Origin of the sequence: Paenibacillus xylanilyticus (genome assembly GCF_047246825.1) — a bacterium.
GTDB classification, from domain to species: Bacteria; Bacillota; Bacilli; order Paenibacillales; family Paenibacillaceae; genus Paenibacillus; species Paenibacillus xylanilyticus_B.
Window position 1 is genome coordinate 3029429 of record NZ_JBFOLB010000001.1, and the last position, 20166, is coordinate 3049594.

Consider the following 20166-nt stretch of genomic DNA (forward strand, 5'->3'; position numbering starts at 1 on the left):
AAGGCACACATAAAGACGCCGGACATCCGGCGTCATTACCTGTGTCGCTTGCTGCGTATAGTGTTTAGCTTTTGCTTTAGCTGTAATTATCTTTTTATCTATTCCATCTAGTTTTTGCTTGTGCTGTATCTATTTCATCGACTCGGAGAGTTCTGTGAAAATAACCCCGAGTGCATAGGCACCGGCGTCAGGATATCCCAGACTGCGATCCCCAACCGTGCCCGCGCGGCCCATGCGTGCCACGATATCTTCAGTTTTTTTCGCGCCTTCAACTGCAGCTTCCGCTCCTTTGGCAAACGCTGTTTTGAAGTCATCACCAGAGCTTGCACTTTGTGTCCAGGAATCTGCACACGGAACGAGTGCGTCGATCAAAGTTTTGTCACCTACAACCGCGCCGCGTCCGAAGGAGCGCTCACCCGTGGATTGAATGCCCTGCACCGCTGCTTGCATCATCTCGGCAAAATCAGCAACACTCAGCTGCTGTTTATTACCTACTGCCTTGCCGGCTGCGCGGAATGCCGAACCCCAGATCGGACCGGAGGCACCGCCGCAATACTCCATAATTACGAGTGAGCAGGCATCCAGGAATGAACCGATGTCCTTCTTCTCTTCGCTGATGATATGGTTCCATTCGCGTTTCAGCTGACGGAAGCCCTTCGCCACACTCATGCCGAAGTCACCATCGCCTGCATGAGAATCCAGCTCACAGAACGGCACCTCGTTCTTGATAATGATCTCACCCATCTTATCGATCAGATAGACGATGTTATCCAGAGAGAATTGGTTGTTGTTGATTACCGCAGACGTTGCAGGTGTCTCCACTTCATAGGAAACCGGTGCATCTTCATTGACTACAGCTTCAAGAGCTTCGGAATAAGCTGCTTGCGCTACTGGAGGACCGGATACTTTGAACGCCGGTGTATCACTTTCCTTGAACAACAGGGACTTCAGCTCATCATCCAGCTTCAGGATTGTCAGGGATGCGCCGGCCATATCGATGCTGGTCATGTAATTCCCAACAAAAGTCGTGGCTACATGAAGACCCGACTGGCCTGCAAGCTCACGCTGAACTGAATTGTTGAGCAGATATAATTCCTGAAGCGGAGTTGCCCCAAAACCATTCACCAGGACCGCAATCTCGGCGGATGCGTCACCATCCAGTTTCATATCGGCAAGCAGTGCTTCAACCATGCGGCCCGCCAACTCATCGGCAGAAACGATCTTCTCACGGCGAATGCCCGGCTCACCATGGATTCCCACGCCGAACTCCATCTCATCGTCCGCAATTTCGAATGTTGGTGTACCTTTGGCAGGCACGGTGCAGGACGTAAATCCGAATCCGATGCTTCGTACGTTCTGAGCTGCTTTTTCAGCAACGGACTTCACTTCTGCCAGACTGCGGCCTTCTTCAGCTGCAGCTCCGGCAATCTTGTGAACCAGTACCGTTCCCGCAACGCCGCGGCGTCCAACCGTATACAGGCTGTCTTGTACCGCAATGTCATCCTCAACCCGTACATACTGTACGTCGATACCGTCTTCTTCCGCCAGATGTGCAGCGTTCTTGAAGTTCATCATGTCACCACTGTAGTTCTTGATGATCAAGAGTGTGCCTTTGCTGCTGGCCGTTGCCTTAATTGCCTGGTACACCTGGATCTGGGAAGGAGATGCGAATACATCTCCACATACCGCAGCATCCAGCATGCCTTTCCCTACATAACCTGCATGAGCCGGTTCATGACCACTACCGCCGCCGCTGATGAGGCTGACTTTGTCAGCATTAATCTCTCTGCGTTTGATGACTTTATACTTTTTCAAAAACTCCAGCTCCGGGTGCGCCAGCGCAATCCCGTTGCACATTTCCATCACGACATTTTCAGCCTGATTGATGATTTTCTTCATTATTTTGCCTCCCGGCGTGCCTTGTATTCTCGTCCCATACGGTCAGCCGCTGCAATGGCAGCAGCCACTTCAGGTACGGTGATTGGAAACGGCATGGCGTGAATGGATTCCTCCGGAATACAAGCGATCTCAGCCACTTTGAGCAGCTCTTCTTGCGTAATGGTATCTACACCGATATCCGCCAAGCTTACAGGCAGTCCCACGGCGAGGCAGAAGTCCATGACTTCATGCAGCTCTTCAGTTGGTGCATTTTCAAGGACGAGCTGTGCAATCGTACCGAATGATACTTTTTCACCATGGAAGAAGTGGTGTGTACCCTCCAGAACAGTCAATCCGTTGTGAATTGCATGTGCTGCGGCCAGACCGCCACTTTCAAATCCAAGACCCGACAACAGAATGTTGGTCTCAACGATGTTTTCCAGCGCTTGAGTTACGACGTTGCTGTCGCTGGCTACTTTTGCTTTTGCTCCGTCAGTCAGCAGCATTTCATAACACAATTTTGCCAGGGCTAGTGCTGCATTCGTGCCAACAGCAGATGGAGTATACCCTTCGCGGGAACCCATTGGTAGACTCGCATTTACACGAGAATAGGATTTCGCTGTTGCTCTTGCTTCGAAGTATGTAGAGAGCGCATCTCCCATACCGGATACGAGGAAACGTGTTGGTGCGTTGGCGATTACCGTTGTGTCCACGAGAACGACACTTGGGCTTTGTTTGAAATAAGCGTAGTCATCAAAAGCGCCTTCCGGTGTGTACAATACCGCCGAGTGACTAGTAGGAGCATCTGTCGCTGCAATCGTCGGACAAATGATCAATGCTTCACCTTCCGCTACGCATTTGGCTGCGTCGATGGCTTTACCACCACCAAGACCAATCGTGCACGTACATCCTTTTTCCTTCGCAATTTCCTGCAGACGAGCAACTTCCTGACGGGAGCATTCCCCTCTAAAACCGCTTTCAACAAAAGTAATATTGAATTTCTCAGCTGTTGCATCAAGCTTCGCTTTTACCCGCTGTACATCATCCGGATGTGCAATCAACAATGCGGAATCTCCAAAGGATTTCACAAAGTAACCGAGGTTCAACAATTCATCTTCGCCTTGTACGTATTTGGTCGGGCTGATAAATGCTTTTCTCATAATGATATATGCCTCCTATAGCGTAGTTAGTATGGTGTTTGGTGATAATGCATCAAATTTTAATTGCTCACAATTAATCTAAATATATATCAAGGATGCTCGCGAAACAGTGGACTTTGATAACAAATTATTATAATTTACAATCGTAATTTTTTGCTTTTTGCTGAATTCATGGTATCTTATTGTCATTGGACCGTTGAAGGTTGACATGATCTTACATTACCCGTTCGACCATCATTTTAATATGTATAAATTGCTAACTTTTTACGGCTCAGAGCCGGCAGTCAGGTTCATATGGAGGTTCCACCCAATGATTAAAGAATATTTGCACATCAATAAAATTCTCGACCTAAATAAATGGAAGCGTCTACAGGATTCGCTCGCCACCGTAACCAAACTTGCCATCCTGACGGTCGACTACAAAGGCATTCCGGTGACCAGCCACAGCAGCTGTCAGGCATTTTGCCAAAATGTACGCAAAGATCCCGAACTGCTTCCCTACTGCCAAAAATGTGATTCGCGGGGCGGCCTGGAAGCGGTTCGGTTGAATGAACCCTATGTATACTTGTGTCATTTCAATATTATTGATATCGCCATTCCCATCACGATTGATGGCAAGTACATTGGTGCCGTCTTGGCAGGGCAGGTTAAACTGGCCGATCCGACCAAAGGCAGTGATTTGGAGCAGATCGTTTCTTCCAAAAACGTACCCCTGCATGAAGCCAAGCTACAGGAATTACAGGATGATTATGATCAATTGCCGATAATGACCTACGAAGAGATCGTTAAAATCTCGAATATGCTGTCCCTATTATGTAATTATATTGTAGAGGAAGCACTCAACAAGAATTTGCTCGTGGAGATGTTTGAAAAAGCTTCGGGGTCTCAGGAATCCGTCAATCTGTCCACGATTCTGCCTGGCTATTCCATCAGGAACATCGAATCCATCAAAAAAGAGATGACCAATGCCATTGCGGATGCCTATCTCAAAAGCAGCCCCAGCGACAATGCATGTACCAGTCCGGCACTGCAGCCAGCTTTTGAATACATTCACAGCCACAAGAGTGAGCAGGTCACACTGAAACAAATGGCAGAACTGTGCCACCTTAGTCCAAGTTATTTCAGCAGACTGTTCTCCAAAGAGACAGGGGAAAATTTTACGACTTATCTGGCCAAGCTCAAAATTAAGTGGGCCAAACAATTGCTGGAGGTTACCGACATGCCGATATCACAGATCAGTGATGAGCTGGGTTTTAATGAATCGGGATATTTTATTAAAATTTTCAAGAAATTCGAAGAAATCACACCAGCCCTATATCGCAAATACATTCAAGAGCAATCTGTCACCTGAACTCATTCATCTGTTCCTGAACCCAGATCGCAGACTCAGCCAGAATTTCCATCAATCCATTAAAATGCTTCGCTACCTCCTGAAGAGGGATTTCTCCTGAATAATCGTGGATAAGCATCAGGACTTTACCCGAATTCCGTTCCAGAAAGGCAATGCTCCCTTCACCAAAGCCGCCAATCGGGAACGGGTTCAGATTTTCAGGCAGGTCATATTCCTTCTCGTACTCACGGTACGCTTCCACAAATGCGGGGTAGGCCCAGTCCAATTCTTTAACTGAATACAGAGCAGGACCACCGAAGTTGCATGCCCCATATTCAAGCAAGAGATCCCGGTATTGAGCGGGGAGCCTTACGTCATACTTTTGCTCAAAATCAGCGATAGCCTGCTCCGATTCCGGAATGCAGCTTCTCCCCATATTCGTCTGGTAAGCCTGATCCAACAAATCACGAACTTGCTCCAATCCCTTCAATTCCACTGAAATTCCTCCTCTATAATTGAGATAAAGCCAGTTAAATAGTATGGATGTGAGAAAATAGTGTGCTCATCACAGGTTTTCAACGTAAATGACTTCGGCGGGAACCAAGGTACCGTTGTGCTCCCTGAATTCAACTTCAATCGAACCTGTAAATGTACCCGGAGAAACTTGCACCGGCATCTCAGCAATCAGCTTGTTTTCCTGAACACGATACCTCAGAATATTGCCCACAACTGCCTGCTCAAACCACATTCCTGCGTCTTCAATAGGATAGGAATAGGCATACTCATTACCTGCAATATTTAACGTATATTCAACAGTTGCTGTGTGCTCCTTATACATGGAATACAACGCATTTTTAGCCTTGGTTACCGCGTCCCCAACGGGAATTTCAGTCCAATCATCCTTTAAGACATGAACGGCTGAAGCCCGCGTCCCAGAGCCCTTCCCTGTGGTAAGAATAATAATTGCTTCGTCCTGACCTTTACCATCGATATTGCCCGTTGCGACCTCTGGGTAAAAGGCTGGTTCACTAATGTTTTCCCACGGAAAAGATTTCGTTCGGTTATTCCACGAGACGGTAATCCCAGAGTACATTCCTTGAACAGGTTGGGTTGATGTGTTCAATGTAATCTCGTGATGATTTTCTTTGATCTCAGCCAACACCGTTTGATCTTGATTCGGAACCGAAAAGGAACCAGATAAAGCAATTAACACTGCACTTAATAGTTTGGGTATGAACCACATCCTCATGATCAAACCTTTCTTTACTATAAATAGAAATTGAATTTCGTATCTCACTATTAATAACAGTGCTCAACCCCATCTAGTTTTTTAGATTAAGTCTTTTTAACCAAAGATAAATAAGCAGCCCCCAAGATGGGGGCTGCAATAGATGATTCATAAGCCAATTAAGGCGTTTGCTGGTTGTAATATTGATAAGTTCCTTTTGGATAAAGATTCCACTCGCCCGGCAAGTTATATGTGAGTGAGGAGCTGTGGACCGCGCTCTTGCGAATAATCGTTCCGCCACTCGACAGAATTTCCGATTGACCATTCGGATCTCCCAGGACATCCATGATTTGACCGTCTTTCTTCAGGATGATGGCCGTCAATTTAGAACCCGGAACATTCAGAATAAGTTCACTATTGTAATAGGAAGTTGGGATGAGATCAAAAAAATCATAAAATGCATGGTCTATAGAATTAACGTAATTCAGATCCTTTATTTGGTCCAAAGGTACGCCATCAAATATTTTATAGGTTTCACTGGTTGTTTGGTTCGTTGCCGGATTGTAATGCTTGACTTCAAGCGAGAAGCCTACGAACTTTTGACTTGTGCCGAAATAAGGATTCATGATTTGAATCGTTTTGTTGTGATCTCCTCCGTCAATATACTGGCTGAAGAAAGCGTTAGAATTGGTCTGAGCCAATACTGAAACCCGAATTAATACCGCTTTATAGTTAGCTCCAACAATCCAGTAATCCATGTTCATTGGAGAAGCATTCCAAACTTTCCCGTTCATGGCCGTAGGTCCCGTTAAGGTCTGTGCCGGTGTCGCCCAATATTGCTGCAGGTTCGAGTCAGTCGGGAAGTAGGCACTGAGGTCCACTGTAACGCTGGGTACTCCTTGTTTCGTATTTACCGGAATAAACCCATTATCAACCAGGGAAACGGCAACAACATTCAAGTCATATGTCGTCCGATTGCCGTGGCTATCATTAGCCGTTATGGTAACTACAGCCGCCCCTGCATGCCCTGCCGTTCCAGGAGACAACGTAATCGTACTGCCATCCACAGTGACCTGAGCAGCAACCGGATCGCTTGAAACGGCCGAATAAGTCATTGCATCGCCTTCCGGATCGCTAAACAATTGGGAGGCATCATAACTCCGTTCATCTGTATAACCCGGACTTAGCAACTGGGTCTGAATGGCTGCCACTACCTCTGGAGCAGCGTTCGAAGTTTGAGCTTTGGGCATGACTGTAAGATTAATGGTTTTTGCAGCAGAACCTCCCTTGGCATCTGATGCCGTAACGTTAATGACCACACTACCACCTGTCAAAGGCGTTATCGTTAATGTACTGCCGTCAACAACAGCGGTGGCAACTTGATCATCCGTTACTACCGATGAAAACGCCAACAGATCTTGATCCGGGTCCGAAAAATATTGCGTCAATTCGATATCTTTTGCCGAGTCTCCTACCTCCAAAGTTTGGTCCGGTATATCCATTCCCACAGGATCTTGATTGGGTACCGGCGTTGGATCTGGCGTCGGTGTTGGATCCGGTGTCGGCGTTGGATCCGGCGTCGGTGTTGGATCTGGCGTCGGCGTTGGGTCTGGTGTCGGTGTTGGGTCCGGTGCCGGTGTTGGATCTGGCGTCGGTGTTGGATCCGGTGCCGGTGTTGGATCTGGCGTCGGCGTTGGATCTGGCGTCGGTGTTGGATCTGGCGTCGGTGTTGGATCCGGTGCCGGTGTTGGATCTGGTGTCGGTGTTGGATCTGGCGTCGGTGTTGGATCCGGTGCCGGTGTTGGATCTGGTGTCGGCGTTGGATCTGGTGTCGGCGTTGGATCTGGTGTCGGCGTTGGATCTGGTGTCGGCGTTGGATCTGGCGTCGGTGTTGGATCCGGTACTGGTGTAGCAGGAGCCTCCACTACAGTGACATTAAAAGAGGTGCTTGCCAGATGTCCTTTTCCATCGCTGGCACGAAGCGTTACTACTGCACTACCTTCAGCGACAGCGGTAAGGGTTAAGCTGTTGCCGCTCAATGTTGTCTTAACCACATTTCTATTCGAGGTTTGTGCGCCAATGGTAAGCTTATCGTTGTCCGGATCACTAAATAGTCCTGTTACATCGACAATAACTCCATCTGAGATCGTGATAGTTTGGTCCTCCAAAACACGAGTTGCTACTGGTGCCTGGTTGACTGTGGGTGCTGGCGTTGATGACGCTGGAGCTGACGGCGTTTCCGATGCTGGAGTTACCCCACTTACAGCAGACGCCAATACGTTTGTACCTAAAGAAACACTTTCAACCTTAGTACTGTCCCCTACAGCTACTGTGGCATCTGAATTATTAACCTTCAGCTGCTGAATGCTGCCTGTGAGGTTAATCGAAACGTCACCCGAGCCGTTGACCTGAACTTCATTAATATTGGCGTTCCCGGCAAGGGTAACGTTTTGGCTTCCTTCCAGCTCTAGTGTGCCAATGTTTCCCGATAGTGCGACGTTTGCAGCCCCATCCTGAAGGCTAACTTGTTCAACTGAAGCAGAATCGCCGAAGGTAAGCGATGCATCCGAATGGAGGGACATTTTATCGATCGTGGTGCTGCCTGTCGCTTCGACGTGCACGTCCTGCTTGTTCACTTCCACCTGGCCAAGATAGGCATCCTCAAAGACAACGGTATTGCTGTCTCCGCCATAAACCCTCGTTTGTCCAGTTACGTTCAAATCCTTTGAGGAAAAATCGTGAGAAAGTTTTGAAGAAATCTCAAAGTCACCATGTACCTCTAAATTTGAAACAGAAATATAATCGCCAGAAATTTTCAGATCTCCATCCAGCGTTGCCCCACTGCCATCCAGCACAAGGTTTCCGCTAAACTCAGCTTGTCCATCCTTAGGTGCAGAACCGGTTGCAGTAATTTCAAGCGAAGTTATGCTGCTGATAGTCCGGCCTTCGGCTAGAAATTTGATTTTCGCACCATCCAGCACTTTCGCATTGCTAGGATCAAGGAGGCTTTTCACCCGATTGGAAAGCGAATAGGTAATGCCGTTGATTTGTACGCTTCCATTGTTAATTCGCTGCAGCGTTGCTGCACGATCTTCCGGGAAAAAGGAATTTAACAAAATACCTGCAAGTACCTGTCTTTGCACCGGTTGATCGGCATTCAATATCTCCGATTCGCTAAAAACACCTTCTGCAAGTGAAAGGTTCAGGGCATCCCAAGCCCATGGCGCAGCCGATTCCAATTTACCGTTATTCAATTGATTTTCTTCTCCGGATGCTTTCCACTGAACGGCCCGGCTTAACACTACAGCTAATTCCTGATACGTTATGGCAGCTTTAGGGCGGAACTGGCCCTGGTTGCTGCCGGTCATTAAACCGGCCTGCTGTACCGCTGCAATAGAAGAAGCGGCCCAATTGGTTTGTTTTACGTCCGAGAATTCTGATGTTGTGGCATTAACTGTCGGCAGCTGAAGTGCTCTAGTCAAAATTACGGCCATATCCTGCCGGGTAATACTGTCATACGGTCGAAACTTGCCATCCGGGTCACCCACCAGCAGTCCTTGCTGCACCGCCTGTTTGATTTCAACCTGCCGATCCGAAGAGACTTTTGCCAAATCGCTCAGTGTCTGACTCGTAGCCGCATAACTGACCGTCGAAAAAGGAGAAACGGACGCGGTCATTAAGACCGCGGCCAAGAAATATTTTATGCTTGCTGACTTGTCCATTGATAATTCCTCTCCTTATTCGTAACTTCCAAGTCCGTCCATGGTATCTACAGGGTAAATATCCCATTCCGACTCTTGATAAGCGGCGGCACCTCTTGTGATGCCTGCTTTTCTGCGCATGGTTTGTTGTGGGTACAACGTTGAGGAATCCAGTGGAATTCCATTTATGAAAAAAACAACCTCAAGCGGCTCCGTTCCGTCAGGATCAAAATTCATGTCGGTAACAGCATAGTATACTTCTGCCTCTATGTTCGATTCTAAGCCACTATTCCAGTCAGCAATTACACGCCCCCCGTGTGCAGGGATTGAAAAGGATTCGTCCAAAACAATTTCATCCCCTCCTATCGTCAGTCTTACATGTGAGATTGGTGAATCCGTTGGATTATAAAGCTCGATTGCTTGAATATCCTCATCGCTTCCCCAAACCATCTCTGAAATAAAAGGAGCTGCCTGCTCAACTGCCGGCTTCACCGTAACTTGAATTGCCGTTTCCTTCTGCGACTTTCCATCGCTAGCGGTAATCTTAAATTCCGCTGTACCTGCTGCAATCGGGGTAATGGTCAACAAATCTCCCGAATCTTCCGGAACTGTCGCAATCGCTGGAGTCAAGTTTTCAATCGAATAAGTGAGTACATCATCTGCATCCTCATCTGTAAACAGCCCGGTTAGACTCAGGTTGCCAGCTTCACCTACCGTAAACTCAGGCGCAGTCCAAGCCTCGTTAACGACCGGAGCATGGTTGATCTGTTCCAGAGCAGGAATGGCTACGGAGACTGTATCACCTGGCGCTTGTGTTTTGGATGGAGTATAAATATCTGCTGCATCCAGCTCAAGCTCAAATCCTGTAATCGGGAGGTTAGCATTTTCACCAAGCGTAATTTCAAACTCATTCCCATAAAGTGGATTGACCGGAATGTAAGAAGTAGCTGTTAATTGCGCTCCTTCTCCGAAGCTGTGCCCGGATTGCTGCGCGGCCGCTTCAAGCGCTGCCATAGTTAGCCCCTTAGCCTCGGCGGCATTGCCAGTCCCAGACATTTCGTCATACGAATCAAACTTTTTAATGTAGTTGTTGAATTTGGCCTTAATAACGTCACCAGAATCATACACAGAAGGATCATTTCCGTAATTCTGCGATTGAACAACCTCGGTAACCGCTGGAATCATTCGGTCTATGGTGAAATATGCGGTTGTCTCGTTTCCACCCTTATCTGTTACGACAAGTTTATAGTTACCGTCCATTGAGATCGTATTGCCCAGGCGGTAGTCTGTCGACTGGAACTCATAAACCGGGGACTGATAGTTCAAACCATCAGAACTTGTTCTCCACAAAACTGCTGTAGCGATGTCTTTGTCATCCGATCTTGGAGTATACGGAGCATTAAAATAAGATTGCTGTTCCGGCGTTTTTGCCGAAAGGCCTGTGATCAGAGGTGCAGGATCGGAAATATCGATATCTGTGACTGTGGTTGTTGGCAAACCATGCACGCCTTTGTTATCTGTAGGCGTAACTTCGAAAATAATTTTATGTCCACTGTCTTCGGCTGTCAGCGTATAGTCCTTCTCATTAGCACCAATAATCAAAGTTTGATTGCTGACACCGTCGTTATCCACCCTATACCACTTAAAAGTCGTTTCACCTTCCACATCTTCGTCCTGATCATCATAGGTGTAACTTCCCGAAAGAGTCTCCCCAGCTTCCAGCTTGCTGCCGGAGATCAGAACACTTGAAGCTACTGGAGGATGATCTTCCGGAGCAGGCGTTGGGTCTGGTGTTGGCTCCGGTGTCGGCGTCGGTGTTGGGTCTGGTGTTGGTTCCGGTATCGGCGCCGGTGTTGGGTCTGGTGTTGGGTCTGGTGTTGGCTCCGGTGTCGGTGTCGGCGTTGGGTCTGGTGTTGGCTCCGGTGTCGGCGTCGGCGTTGGGTCTGGTGTTGGCTCCGGTGTCGGTGTCGGCGTTGGGTCTGGTGTTGATGGTCCTGATGAACCTGAACCTGAATTTGAAGTGCTTGTCCCTGTAGACGTGGATGGTTCCGTTGTCGAAGGCGCATTGCGAATGATCTGTGATAGTACTCCGCCCTCTGGAAGGATTACTTTCTCTGTCTTCACACTCGCAGGTAATTGAATTAACGATTTCACGTCTTTCAGTACAATCTGTTTCCACATTCCACTTCCCTGAACCGTTACTTTGTCGGTGGTATCGACAGTTACTTCATCAACATCACCTTCGATGGTTAATGCACTTGCTCCAGATTTCAAAACAACTTGGGACAAGATATCAGCTTTCAAAATCACATGATCTGCCGAGACAGAAATTACACCCGAATAGGACGAACCCTTCAGATCCAAAGTCATGGGATGAGCAGCTGTACCCGCCTGTTTAATTTGGATTTCCGATAAAGAGGATAGATTCCGTGTGCGTGAATCATAAGTAACCACAGCATTCTGTAATGCTTCTTTGTTTCCTTCATTCAAAATGCCTAACAGTTCCTCCCCAATTACAAAAGGGCGCCCATCGATATATGCAATATCTCCATCCAATTCGGTTAAGGAAGCGGTCCGCTCCCCTGCCTGAAACACATCCACCAGGATCTCCGCAATATCTTGCCGTTCAACCAAAGCCTGGGATTCGAATCTGCCTTTATTGGATTCCAGTAAACCGAGCTTTAGTGCAGTCTGCACCTGTTCTTTGGCCCAATTACTCACCAGGGATTCATCTGAGATCGTCTGTTGCTGACCTCCCTTGATTCCTTGTGTGCCCGTAACTCTTACCAATATGGAAGCAAGCTCTTCCCGGCGAATTGGATCATTCGCCCGAAAATTCCCCAAAGTATCGCCAGTCATCCAGCCCGCTTTACGAATAGCATTTATATAAGGAGCTGCCCAGTCTGTGCTTTTAAGGCCAGCATCCATTGATTCTTCAAGGGGTAACTGTGATGCTTTGGCCAGCAATACAGCCATCTCTCTCCGGGTCAAATACTGGCGTGGATGGAATGAGCCATCCGGATAGCCCGAGATTAAACCTTGCTTTACTGCCTCTTGCACGGCTTGCAGAGAAGTGGAACGAATATCGGTTTCATCTGTAAAAACAGACGTTATTTGGTTTGCTCCTCCTGTTTGGTCTTCTGCTGCATTGACGTTCTGATTCCCCCACAGCATTCCGATGACCGTGACGGTAAGCAGCATCTTTTTCCAGTCGTGATTCATTGTCCGTTCCTCCCCAAAAAACTTCCTTTTCGACCCATATACTAGCAAGGAACTCTGAACGGATTCTGAACAAAATGATTAACAAAATAACCATTTAAAAGGAGATTATTAATGATGATTCGACGATTACTTCTGTTAACATTGATTTAGGCCAACGCATACAAAAAACTCAGAAAACTCTAGTGAATTAAGTGCAAATAAGTATCGTAATAATGCAAATAATATGTACTTTTATAAAATGTATTCACCTCAAAATTCACGTCGATTTCTTTTTGAAAATAACGTGTCTCTGTCGTAGAATTCGTTATAATGAAATGAACTTGGCGAGATTTGTAAGTTTATGCAATCATCCTCTTGGAAAATAGAAGATAATTATGGAAAACGGGGTTGTACGCAGGCGTTGAACTGTGTAAGTCTAGTTAAGGAATAATAGGAATTATTCAGGAGGTGTTGTTTATGTCTGACCATTCACAATTGGTAGATTGGGTTCGCAGGCTGATGAATGCCGAAGGGACCGAAGCGGAACTGGATGACATACTAACTGAGCTGCAGCTGCAGGTCCCTCATGCGGAGATCAGTAATTTGATTTTTTGGGATAATCGAGACCTGACGCCTGAGCAGATTGTAGAAGAAGCGCTAGCTGCTCGCCCCATTCAGCTTCCGTCCCAATCCTAGTTCTTCAGGAGGTGAACGATCGGCTATGTCTGATATGAATTCAATAACAATGAACAGCCTGATTTTGATGCTTTCAGCGGGGAAGAAAAATTACAGGCTCGATTTTGGCTCTTCCGCGAAGCGGGTACTACAATTGAATCAAGGAAGTGATAGCCAATGAATAAACATGATGATCCTTCTTCCCGAGAACATGAAGCTTATGAGAACACAGATCAGTCCAATGCAGAATCCGGAGAACACGCCGTAAAGCCTGTCTACCTGACCCAAGGTGAGATTAATGCATTACAGAAGGCAATCATGTTCCTTAAATTTGAATGCGAAGAGACCGACTCTCTGCTCTACGCGGGTAGCCCACTGCTGAACAGCGTATTGGAAAAGGTGCGGGATGCGAATGCCTTTGCAGAGTACGCCAAAGACTTCCACTCCCGCCCGAATGCACATGCAGAGGCATTTATGCGAGCCAAGCTTGAACGTTCCTACGAGGAAGAATTAGCTCCACACGAACGTACAGAAGAACTAAAAGCCGAAATTCTCAGTTCCTGCATGTATCCTTTCCCAGTGAAATAAATAACGATTATCGTTTTGGGGATACACATTATTGAAGTGGTTGTTTAGCTAAACTGTTGCCGTGGTAGTTAAACTCATACCACCCTTCTTCCAAATTTTCGTTATAATGTAAGCATTACACCGGGAAACGGAGGCGAATTATGGAGACCGAAGGTTTACGCAACGTTGAACAACTAGCCTTAAAGAAGCACAAGATCTACAAACAAAGCTTGATCCGGTACCTTGCACGCTCCATGCTGGCCAGCATGTTTATCGGATTTGGGGTAATCGTGGCGTTTAAGACAGGAAATTTCTTTTATATGGAGCAGTCCCCATTTACATACCCCATGGCAGCACTTACGTTTGGAGCAGCCATTATCCTGATTGCCTACGGCGGGGGTGACCTCTTCACCGGGAATACGTTTTATTACACGTACGCTGCACTCAGGAAGAAGCTGCGCTGGTTCGAAGTGGTGAAGCTGTGGATTGCCAGTTACAGCGGAAACCTGATGGGCGCTGCGGTCTTTGCTCTATTAATCTATCTGACAGGGTTATTTGACTCATCTCAGGTCAACGGGTTTCTGCTAAGTGTGGTGGAGCACAAGATGGAGGCTCCGGCGATGCAGCTCTTTTTCCGGGGAATTTTGTGTAACTGGCTCGTATGCCTTGCGTTCTTCGTGCCGATGTTCATGAAGGAGAACGGGGCCAAAATGTTTGCCATGATGCTCTTTGTCTTCTGCTTTTTCATCTCGGGGTATGAGCACAGCGTAGCCAATATGTGTACGTTCGCGATTGCGCTTGTGTTGAACCATCCGGGAACGATTTCGTTTGGCGGAGTCATCCATAACCTGGTTCCGGTAACCCTCGGCAATTTGGTGGGAGGCGTGCTGTTGATGGGCTTCATGTATTATGCGGTGAACAAACCATTCCTTGATGATGAAACACATTAATTCGTATAGCAAAATCCCCCGCGACCACTCATTTCAAGATGTTGGCTGCGGGGGTTTCCTATTTCAACTCCAGATGTAATAGGGGAAAAGGATTGCCTGAACCATCCAGTTCCGATCTTCCGGTCTGCACAAATCCCATTCGGGCATAAAACCGGACAGCTCCCTCATTTTGCTCATTCACATCCACTTTGAGATCATTACCCTTAAGATAAATGACATGCGTAATTAGCATCCGTCCGAGACCTTGTCCATGCTTGTCCCCGTCCACGAATAACATCTCAATGTGCTTGCCGTCCATCCAATAAAACCATTCGGCTCATCCGCTGAGTCCACCGCTTCCCATATTTCCATGTCTGCCAAGGCTTCGCTCACCACACTCCTATAGAAAACGATATCCTTTTCGGCCAGAAACGTATGGGTCGCCCTTACAGCACGTTCCCAGATGGAAACCAGCTTGGCATGATTCTGCTCCCGGTACGGTATGATCCTCATCTTAACTTTCCCCTCCCAGATAAAGACTATTATATGAGCATTATACTTAAATCCAACTACACGTCTTTCAAAAATATATTAGATCCCACTCAATCAATTCGTCTATACGTTGGTAGATCAGAGCGTTTCTTCCTTTCCATATGTCGCCGGGAGCAATAGAATATAATCGAATAATGCGAAACGCCTGAAGGCAGAATTGGATCTCAGATCGAGTTAATCTATCGTTCGTTTATCCTCTCTCAGCTATTCGCGGCGATCTCCGGCTTCCAACGAAACGTGACTGCAGATTGAGATGGCAGAGTGTATTGAAACGTCTTTCCTTCCATGACGACATGAAAGGCAGCATCTTCGTTCCCCGTGTTAGCCGCAACCAGCACCATGGTTCCATCCGGATTGCGAAAAGCTACGTTTTTCAGTTCCTCCGATTCTTGGGTAGACTCCACTCTTAAGGCTCCCGGACGTACATAACGACTAACATGACCAAGCGCATAATACTCCACATTGCGGGTCACGTCCCCATTCTCCGGATTGATCGTCACCACTCCCCGGCAGTTCGCACAGCCACCATTCGTAGGTCCGCCTTGCGGATCGAGCGCGATATTCCAGAGCAGTATGCTTTTGGCCCAGTTTCGCGGAGCACCGATCATCAGATTGGACATCTGCCAGCTTAGATTTTCGCCAAAATCAGGACTCCATTCCCCACCGCTGCATTCGGTAAAATAGATATTTTTATCCGGAAAGCGATCATGCACTTCCGACATGGAGGCTGGATCCCCTTCATAACAATGGAAGGCTGAGCCATCCGTATATTGTGCAGCCGCTTCGTCGCCAAGCACACTGCTTATATATTCTACAGCCTGATCCCAATTATGATCATACGCAATGATTCGTGTATCCAGTCCTGCCTCTTGCATGGCCGGCCCAAGATAATCACGGATAAACATGGCCTGTTCTGCGGCTCCCATACTCATGCTCGGATAGTTGGGCGTGGTGAACTCCGGTTCGTTCTGCAAGGTCATTCCATAGACTGGAATACCTTGGGCCTGATAGGCTTGGATATACTTTACGAAATAGCGTGCGTACGCTTCATACACCTGAGGATTGCTGTAATCCAAATACCAGCCATTCGTTGTCTTCTCGCCATATTTCATCCAGGCTGGAGCGGTCCAGGGTGTGCCCATAACCTTGATACCCGGCTTTAATCCAACGATCTGTCCCAACATATCCACAACTTCCTGGTCTTTGTCGATCGAAAAATGATTCATATCATAATCGGTACCGGATTCGATATCATTATACGTATAACTTGAAGGCTGACCGGATGCATCCACCGAATAATCGGAGGCACCAATGGTATGACGCACCATATCCAAATTCAAGCCTTCTGTTGTATACAACTCCTTCAGCAATTGTTCTCTTTGCTCTGGCGGAAGCTGGTTGATTAGATGGGTGGATGAACCTGTCATGGCAGCACCGAACCCATCCATGGTCTGATACGTTTGGGACGGATCAATGGTTATGGTGTAATCTACTTCGGAATCGGAATCATTCGCTTCCGATGTAATCCAGGGGAGCGGCTGCTGCGGTTCCAGCAAATGCTGCTGATCTCCGGTTGTCAGCCATACTTCAGCTGTTGCTGGTTTCTTCTCTAATGGTGGCGGGATCGCGTCCTCTTCGGTGCGGTTTGTCATCCACCATCCGCCGAAGCCAGCTACAATGCATACAGCGAGCAACAGGATAATCCATCCTGTTTTCTTCTCACTCCATCGCGAGCTCATCTCATGTCACGCTCCTCTCCAAGTGTGGAAAAAGCCGCGGCCATTCGGCCACGACTTTTTGCTTCTTCCTTTTATTTACCGGACTTACTTCCGATATTCACGCTGCCTGTCAGACGAATGTCATCTGATGCACTACCGACATAAACAGATACTTTACCTTTAGGCATTACCCATTCATTCGACTTTTCATCCCAGTAGGACAGTGCGCTGCGATCGAGTTTAATGTTGACGCGCTGCTGCTTGCCAGCTTTCAGATCGACCTTGGCCCAGCCAGCGAGTTGTTTTTCCGGAGTTTCCACTTTGGTTGGCAGGTTGCCTACATAAACCTGTACCACTTCTGCACCGGATACTTTACCCGTGTTGCGCAGGTTCAGGGATACTTCTACCGTTGCGTTGTCCCCTTTTCCTGTATTTTTCACATGCAGATTGCGGTAGTTAAAGTTTGTGTAGGACAATCCGTGTCCAAATGCGTACGCCGGTGTCATGCCTTCTTTGTCATATCCTTTGTAGCCTACAAAGATACCCTCGGAGTAACTACCCACACCATTCACACCCGGGAATTGTTCCGCAGTGGATACCGGTGTTTGTGAATCGTCAGATGGGAACGTCACCGGCAATTTACCGGATGGATTCACATCACCGAACAGAACACGTGCCACAGCGTTACCTTGTTCCTGACCTGCATACCAAGCCTGAACGATGGATGGTACTTCTTTCTGCCAGGAGTCCATTTCAACGGCGCGACCACTCATTTGTACAACGATCGTTTTTGGATTGGCTGCCGCTACCTCGCGAATCAGCTGCTCCTGGTTATTTGGCAGTTCCAGATCGGAACGGTCTACATAACCTTCACTGTCATACGTACGTGTCACAACAACCGCGACATCTGATTTTTTTGCCAGATCGACTGCTTTTTGCATTTTGGCATCCACAGCATCTTCAGGAGCTTCCCAGCCGAAACGAACTTGGGCTCCCATGTCATTACTGGATTGTACCGGGAAATCTGTACGATATTCAATCCGAATGTTGTGAGACTCGCCTTCTTTAAGTGTAATTTCTTTCTTTGTAGTGCTCAGTGTCGTACCTTGATTGTCTACCAGCAGCTGGTCATCCACGTACAATTTAGCAGAACCCAGACTGGTTAGAGACAGTTTGTAATCACCTGTTTTCGGTGCCTTAATGGAACCTGTCCAGCGGGCGGACATTTTGCCATTGAACTCCGTAGGCGTCGTTGGAAGCTTGGATGACTGTGCATTGAAGCCTTCATAGTTGTAAAATCCAAGATTCATGTTGACCTGATTATCTGTACGAACCAGAGAAGGATTGCCTTCCATATCTTTGTTTGTCCAGTATTCGGCACGCAATCCGTTTTTCGCATTGTCTGAACCACTTTCGTTAGCACCCGCTGGAGACAAGAGCGTGGATGGTACCGCGGACGGTCCGTTAAACGCATCTCCTGCCGAGATCGGATCGGTTCCGGCAGCATATTGCACATCTACACCGTTTCCTGCACGGTTACGAATCCCTTCAAGCGGGCTCACCGTATAGGTCGGATTAACAAGACTGCTACCACCACCGGCTGCGGATGCGGTATCCGCATCGGGTCCGATTACTGCAATGGACTTCAGATTTTTGCTCGACAGTGGCAGCATGTTGTCATTATTTTGCAAGAGAACCATGCTCTCTTCCGCAAACTCACGTGCTTTAGCCCCATCTGCCTTCGCATTGATTTGTGTATTGGTTACAGGGTTGTCGAACAGCCCTTTCTCGAACATTTGAAGCAAAATCCGTCTGACCTTTTCATCAATGGTTTGTTCGCTGACTTCACCTTTGTTTACGGCTTCAAGCAGCTTGCTTCCCCATTTGCCATATGGTTCACCCGGTGTTTCAAGATCGAGACCCGCGTTCGCGGATTCCACTGTACTGAAGTTGGCACCGTAGTCACTCATGACGAACCCTTCGAAGCCGAACTGGTCCTTGAGGACATCGGTCAGCATCTCCTTGTTCTCACAAGCATATGTACCGTTCACCTGGTTAAATGAACACATCGCGGAACCGAGATCCGCTTTTTCAACCATGGCTTGGAATGGACGTGCATAGACTTCCTGAATGGCACGCTCACTGGCTGTAGCATTGGTGGTGAAACGCTCTGTTTCCTGATTGTTCAAGATGTAGTGTTTCGCCGTTGCAATCACCGGGTTGCTTTGAATCCCGTTGACATACGCTGCACCCATGCCGGAAGCCAGCAGCGGATCTTCACCCAGGGATTCGAAGTTACGGGAACCCCACGGGGTACGTGCGATATCCAGACCAGGGCCCAGTACTACATTATGTGTTGTGTCATGGGCTTCCTTCCCGATCAGATCGCCGTATTGCTTGGCAAGATCAGTATCCCAGGATGCTGCCAGCGCAATTGGTGCAGGCAGTGCTGTGGACTTTTTGTCCTGAACATCCGGGTTAGCCACACGTACCCCTGCAGGTCCATCTGCCATCTGTAATGCCGGAATGCCGAGGCGCTCCAATCCATCATTATAGAAACCATAATAGTTATTTACTTTACCGGTAACGAATCCGACTTTCTCCTCCAGCGTCATTGCTTTGAGCAGCAGTTCGGTACGTTCCTCCGCAGATAAGGACTTGTTCATCCATGGGCGATCTGCCCCGGATTCCGCTTCTGCGGCAAAGGCGTGTAGCGGCATCGCCGCAACCGCCACGATGATTAACAGCATAAACCATCGTTTGAGGAAAATCAGGTTGAGTCTTCTGTTCATGTTTGTAAGCTCTCCTTCTCTCTTGATCATTTTTCTCGTATGCACATTGAATACATGTATACAAGGGAATGCAAACTGGCTTGTCCCAGCCCTTCAAGCATTCAGGCAGCCCTGCACATCACTGCGAAAGTACAGCTCAATTAGCGAGCGAGCAATTTCGCTTCCTTACGATAGCTGACCTGCTGGCAGATTGCATCCCCCTAAATTTGGCAAAAGGGCCGAATGAAGTGAACTAGTTCTTAGGCATTATGTCCAGATGAATTCGGATAACAATATATGAAAACGAATCAATTACATTTTTGTAACGTAAATTATACAAAACATTCACTTTTAAAAACAGTCGATATGTCCCACGTCCTCCTTAACAATTTATTCTATTAATTATCAGAATAAGGAAACCCTCTCGATTCTCTGGGCCCAAAGTCTATTTGAAAC

12 protein-coding genes and 1 pseudogene are annotated in these 20166 nt (G+C 47.5%); 4 read left to right on the top strand and 9 right to left on the bottom strand.

Going from position 1 to position 20166, the window contains the following annotated elements; translation table 11 throughout:
- Positions 1-129: 129 nt before the first annotated feature.
- Together dhaK and AB3N00_RS13530 are read right to left on the bottom strand one after the other, a co-directional pair.
- Positions 130-1899, bottom strand: a complete 1770-nt coding sequence (gene dhaK / locus AB3N00_RS13525; protein ID WP_413034983.1) for a dihydroxyacetone kinase subunit DhaK — start codon at positions 1897-1899, stop codon at positions 130-132.
- Positions 1899-3038 carry a glycerol dehydrogenase gene (locus tag AB3N00_RS13530; protein ID WP_413034984.1) on the bottom strand — a complete coding sequence of 380 codons (1140 nt, stop codon included), beginning with the start codon at positions 3036-3038 and terminating at the stop codon, positions 1899-1901. The genes dhaK and AB3N00_RS13530 overlap by 1 nt, the downstream gene beginning before the upstream one ends.
- 310 nt (positions 3039-3348) lie before the next feature.
- Between AB3N00_RS13530 and AB3N00_RS13535 the strand changes: the two genes are divergently transcribed.
- Complete coding sequence (locus tag AB3N00_RS13535; protein ID WP_413034985.1) at positions 3349-4389, top strand: PocR ligand-binding domain-containing protein; 1041 nt, start codon at positions 3349-3351, stop codon at positions 4387-4389.
- On the opposite strand, the gene AB3N00_RS13540 is transcribed toward AB3N00_RS13535, so the two are convergent.
- The 4 genes from AB3N00_RS13540 to AB3N00_RS13555 form a co-directional block, all read right to left on the bottom strand.
- Positions 4382-4864: an SMI1/KNR4 family protein gene (locus tag AB3N00_RS13540; protein ID WP_413034986.1), complete on the bottom strand. Its 483-nt coding sequence runs from the start codon at positions 4862-4864 to the stop codon at positions 4382-4384. The two genes, AB3N00_RS13535 and AB3N00_RS13540, sit on opposite strands and share 8 nt — an antisense overlap.
- A gap of 69 nt (positions 4865-4933) precedes the next feature.
- Entirely contained in the window at positions 4934-5665 is a 732-nt protein-coding gene (locus AB3N00_RS13545; RefSeq protein WP_413034987.1) for a hypothetical protein, read from the bottom strand.
- Between the two features lie 110 nt (positions 5666-5775).
- Complete coding sequence (locus AB3N00_RS13550) at positions 5776-9318, bottom strand: S-layer homology domain-containing protein (protein ID WP_413034988.1); 3543 nt, start codon at positions 9316-9318, stop codon at positions 5776-5778.
- A gap of 15 nt (positions 9319-9333) precedes the next feature.
- A complete protein-coding gene (locus AB3N00_RS13555) occupies positions 9334-12519 on the bottom strand; it encodes an S-layer homology domain-containing protein (protein WP_413034989.1) in 3186 nt (1061 codons plus the stop codon).
- 456 nt (positions 12520-12975) lie between these two features.
- On the opposite strand from AB3N00_RS13555, the gene AB3N00_RS13560 reads away from it, so the two are divergent.
- The 3 genes from AB3N00_RS13560 to AB3N00_RS13570 all read left to right on the top strand — a co-directional run bounded on the left by AB3N00_RS13560 (position 12976) and on the right by AB3N00_RS13570 (position 14690).
- Positions 12976-13194 carry a hypothetical protein gene (locus AB3N00_RS13560; protein ID WP_413034990.1) on the top strand — a complete coding sequence of 73 codons (219 nt, stop codon included), beginning with the start codon at positions 12976-12978 and terminating at the stop codon, positions 13192-13194.
- Positions 13195-13350: 156 nt separating this feature from the next.
- The gene (locus AB3N00_RS13565; protein WP_413034991.1) at positions 13351-13761 is read left to right on the top strand and encodes a hypothetical protein; all 411 of its coding nucleotides are present in this window, start codon (positions 13351-13353) and stop codon (positions 13759-13761) included.
- 140 nt (positions 13762-13901) lie between these two features.
- Positions 13902-14690 (top strand): formate/nitrite transporter family protein, encoded by a 789-nt coding sequence (locus AB3N00_RS13570; protein ID WP_095361044.1) that lies wholly within the window; start codon positions 13902-13904, stop codon positions 14688-14690.
- Between the two features lie 58 nt (positions 14691-14748).
- Here the strand turns inward: AB3N00_RS13570 and AB3N00_RS13575 are convergent.
- The 3 genes and pseudogenes from AB3N00_RS13575 to AB3N00_RS13585 all read right to left on the bottom strand — a co-directional run bounded on the left by AB3N00_RS13575 (position 14749) and on the right by AB3N00_RS13585 (position 19731).
- Positions 14749-15182: pseudogene (locus AB3N00_RS13575) on the bottom strand (acetyltransferase).
- Between the two features lie 239 nt (positions 15183-15421).
- Positions 15422-16960 (bottom strand): glycoside hydrolase family 30 protein, encoded by a 1539-nt coding sequence (locus tag AB3N00_RS13580; RefSeq protein WP_413034992.1) that lies wholly within the window; start codon positions 16958-16960, stop codon positions 15422-15424.
- A 71-nt stretch (positions 16961-17031) separates the two neighbouring features.
- Entirely contained in the window at positions 17032-19731 is a 2700-nt protein-coding gene (locus AB3N00_RS13585) for a glycoside hydrolase family 3 C-terminal domain-containing protein (protein WP_413034993.1), read from the bottom strand.
- Positions 19732-20166 lie beyond the last annotated feature (435 nt).

Coding starts and splice junctions, on each gene's coding strand:
- dhaK (WP_413034983.1), bottom strand. CDS start 1,899: ATGAAGAAAATCATCAATCAGGCTGAAAATGTCGTGATGGAAATGTGC.
- AB3N00_RS13530 (WP_413034984.1), bottom strand. CDS start 3,038: ATGAGAAAAGCATTTATCAGCCCGACCAAATACGTACAAGGCGAAGAT.
- AB3N00_RS13535 (WP_413034985.1), top strand. CDS start 3,349: ATGATTAAAGAATATTTGCACATCAATAAAATTCTCGACCTAAATAAA.
- AB3N00_RS13550 (WP_413034988.1), bottom strand. CDS start 9,318: ATGGACAAGTCAGCAAGCATAAAATATTTCTTGGCCGCGGTCTTAATG.
- AB3N00_RS13555 (WP_413034989.1), bottom strand. CDS start 12,519: ATGAATCACGACTGGAAAAAGATGCTGCTTACCGTCACGGTCATCGGA.
- AB3N00_RS13560 (WP_413034990.1), top strand. CDS start 12,976: ATGTCTGACCATTCACAATTGGTAGATTGGGTTCGCAGGCTGATGAAT.
- AB3N00_RS13565 (WP_413034991.1), top strand. CDS start 13,351: ATGAATAAACATGATGATCCTTCTTCCCGAGAACATGAAGCTTATGAG.
- AB3N00_RS13570 (WP_095361044.1), top strand. CDS start 13,902: ATGGAGACCGAAGGTTTACGCAACGTTGAACAACTAGCCTTAAAGAAG.
- AB3N00_RS13580 (WP_413034992.1), bottom strand. CDS start 16,960: ATGAGCTCGCGATGGAGTGAGAAGAAAACAGGATGGATTATCCTGTTG.
- AB3N00_RS13585 (WP_413034993.1), bottom strand. CDS start 19,731: ATGAACAGAAGACTCAACCTGATTTTCCTCAAACGATGGTTTATGCTG.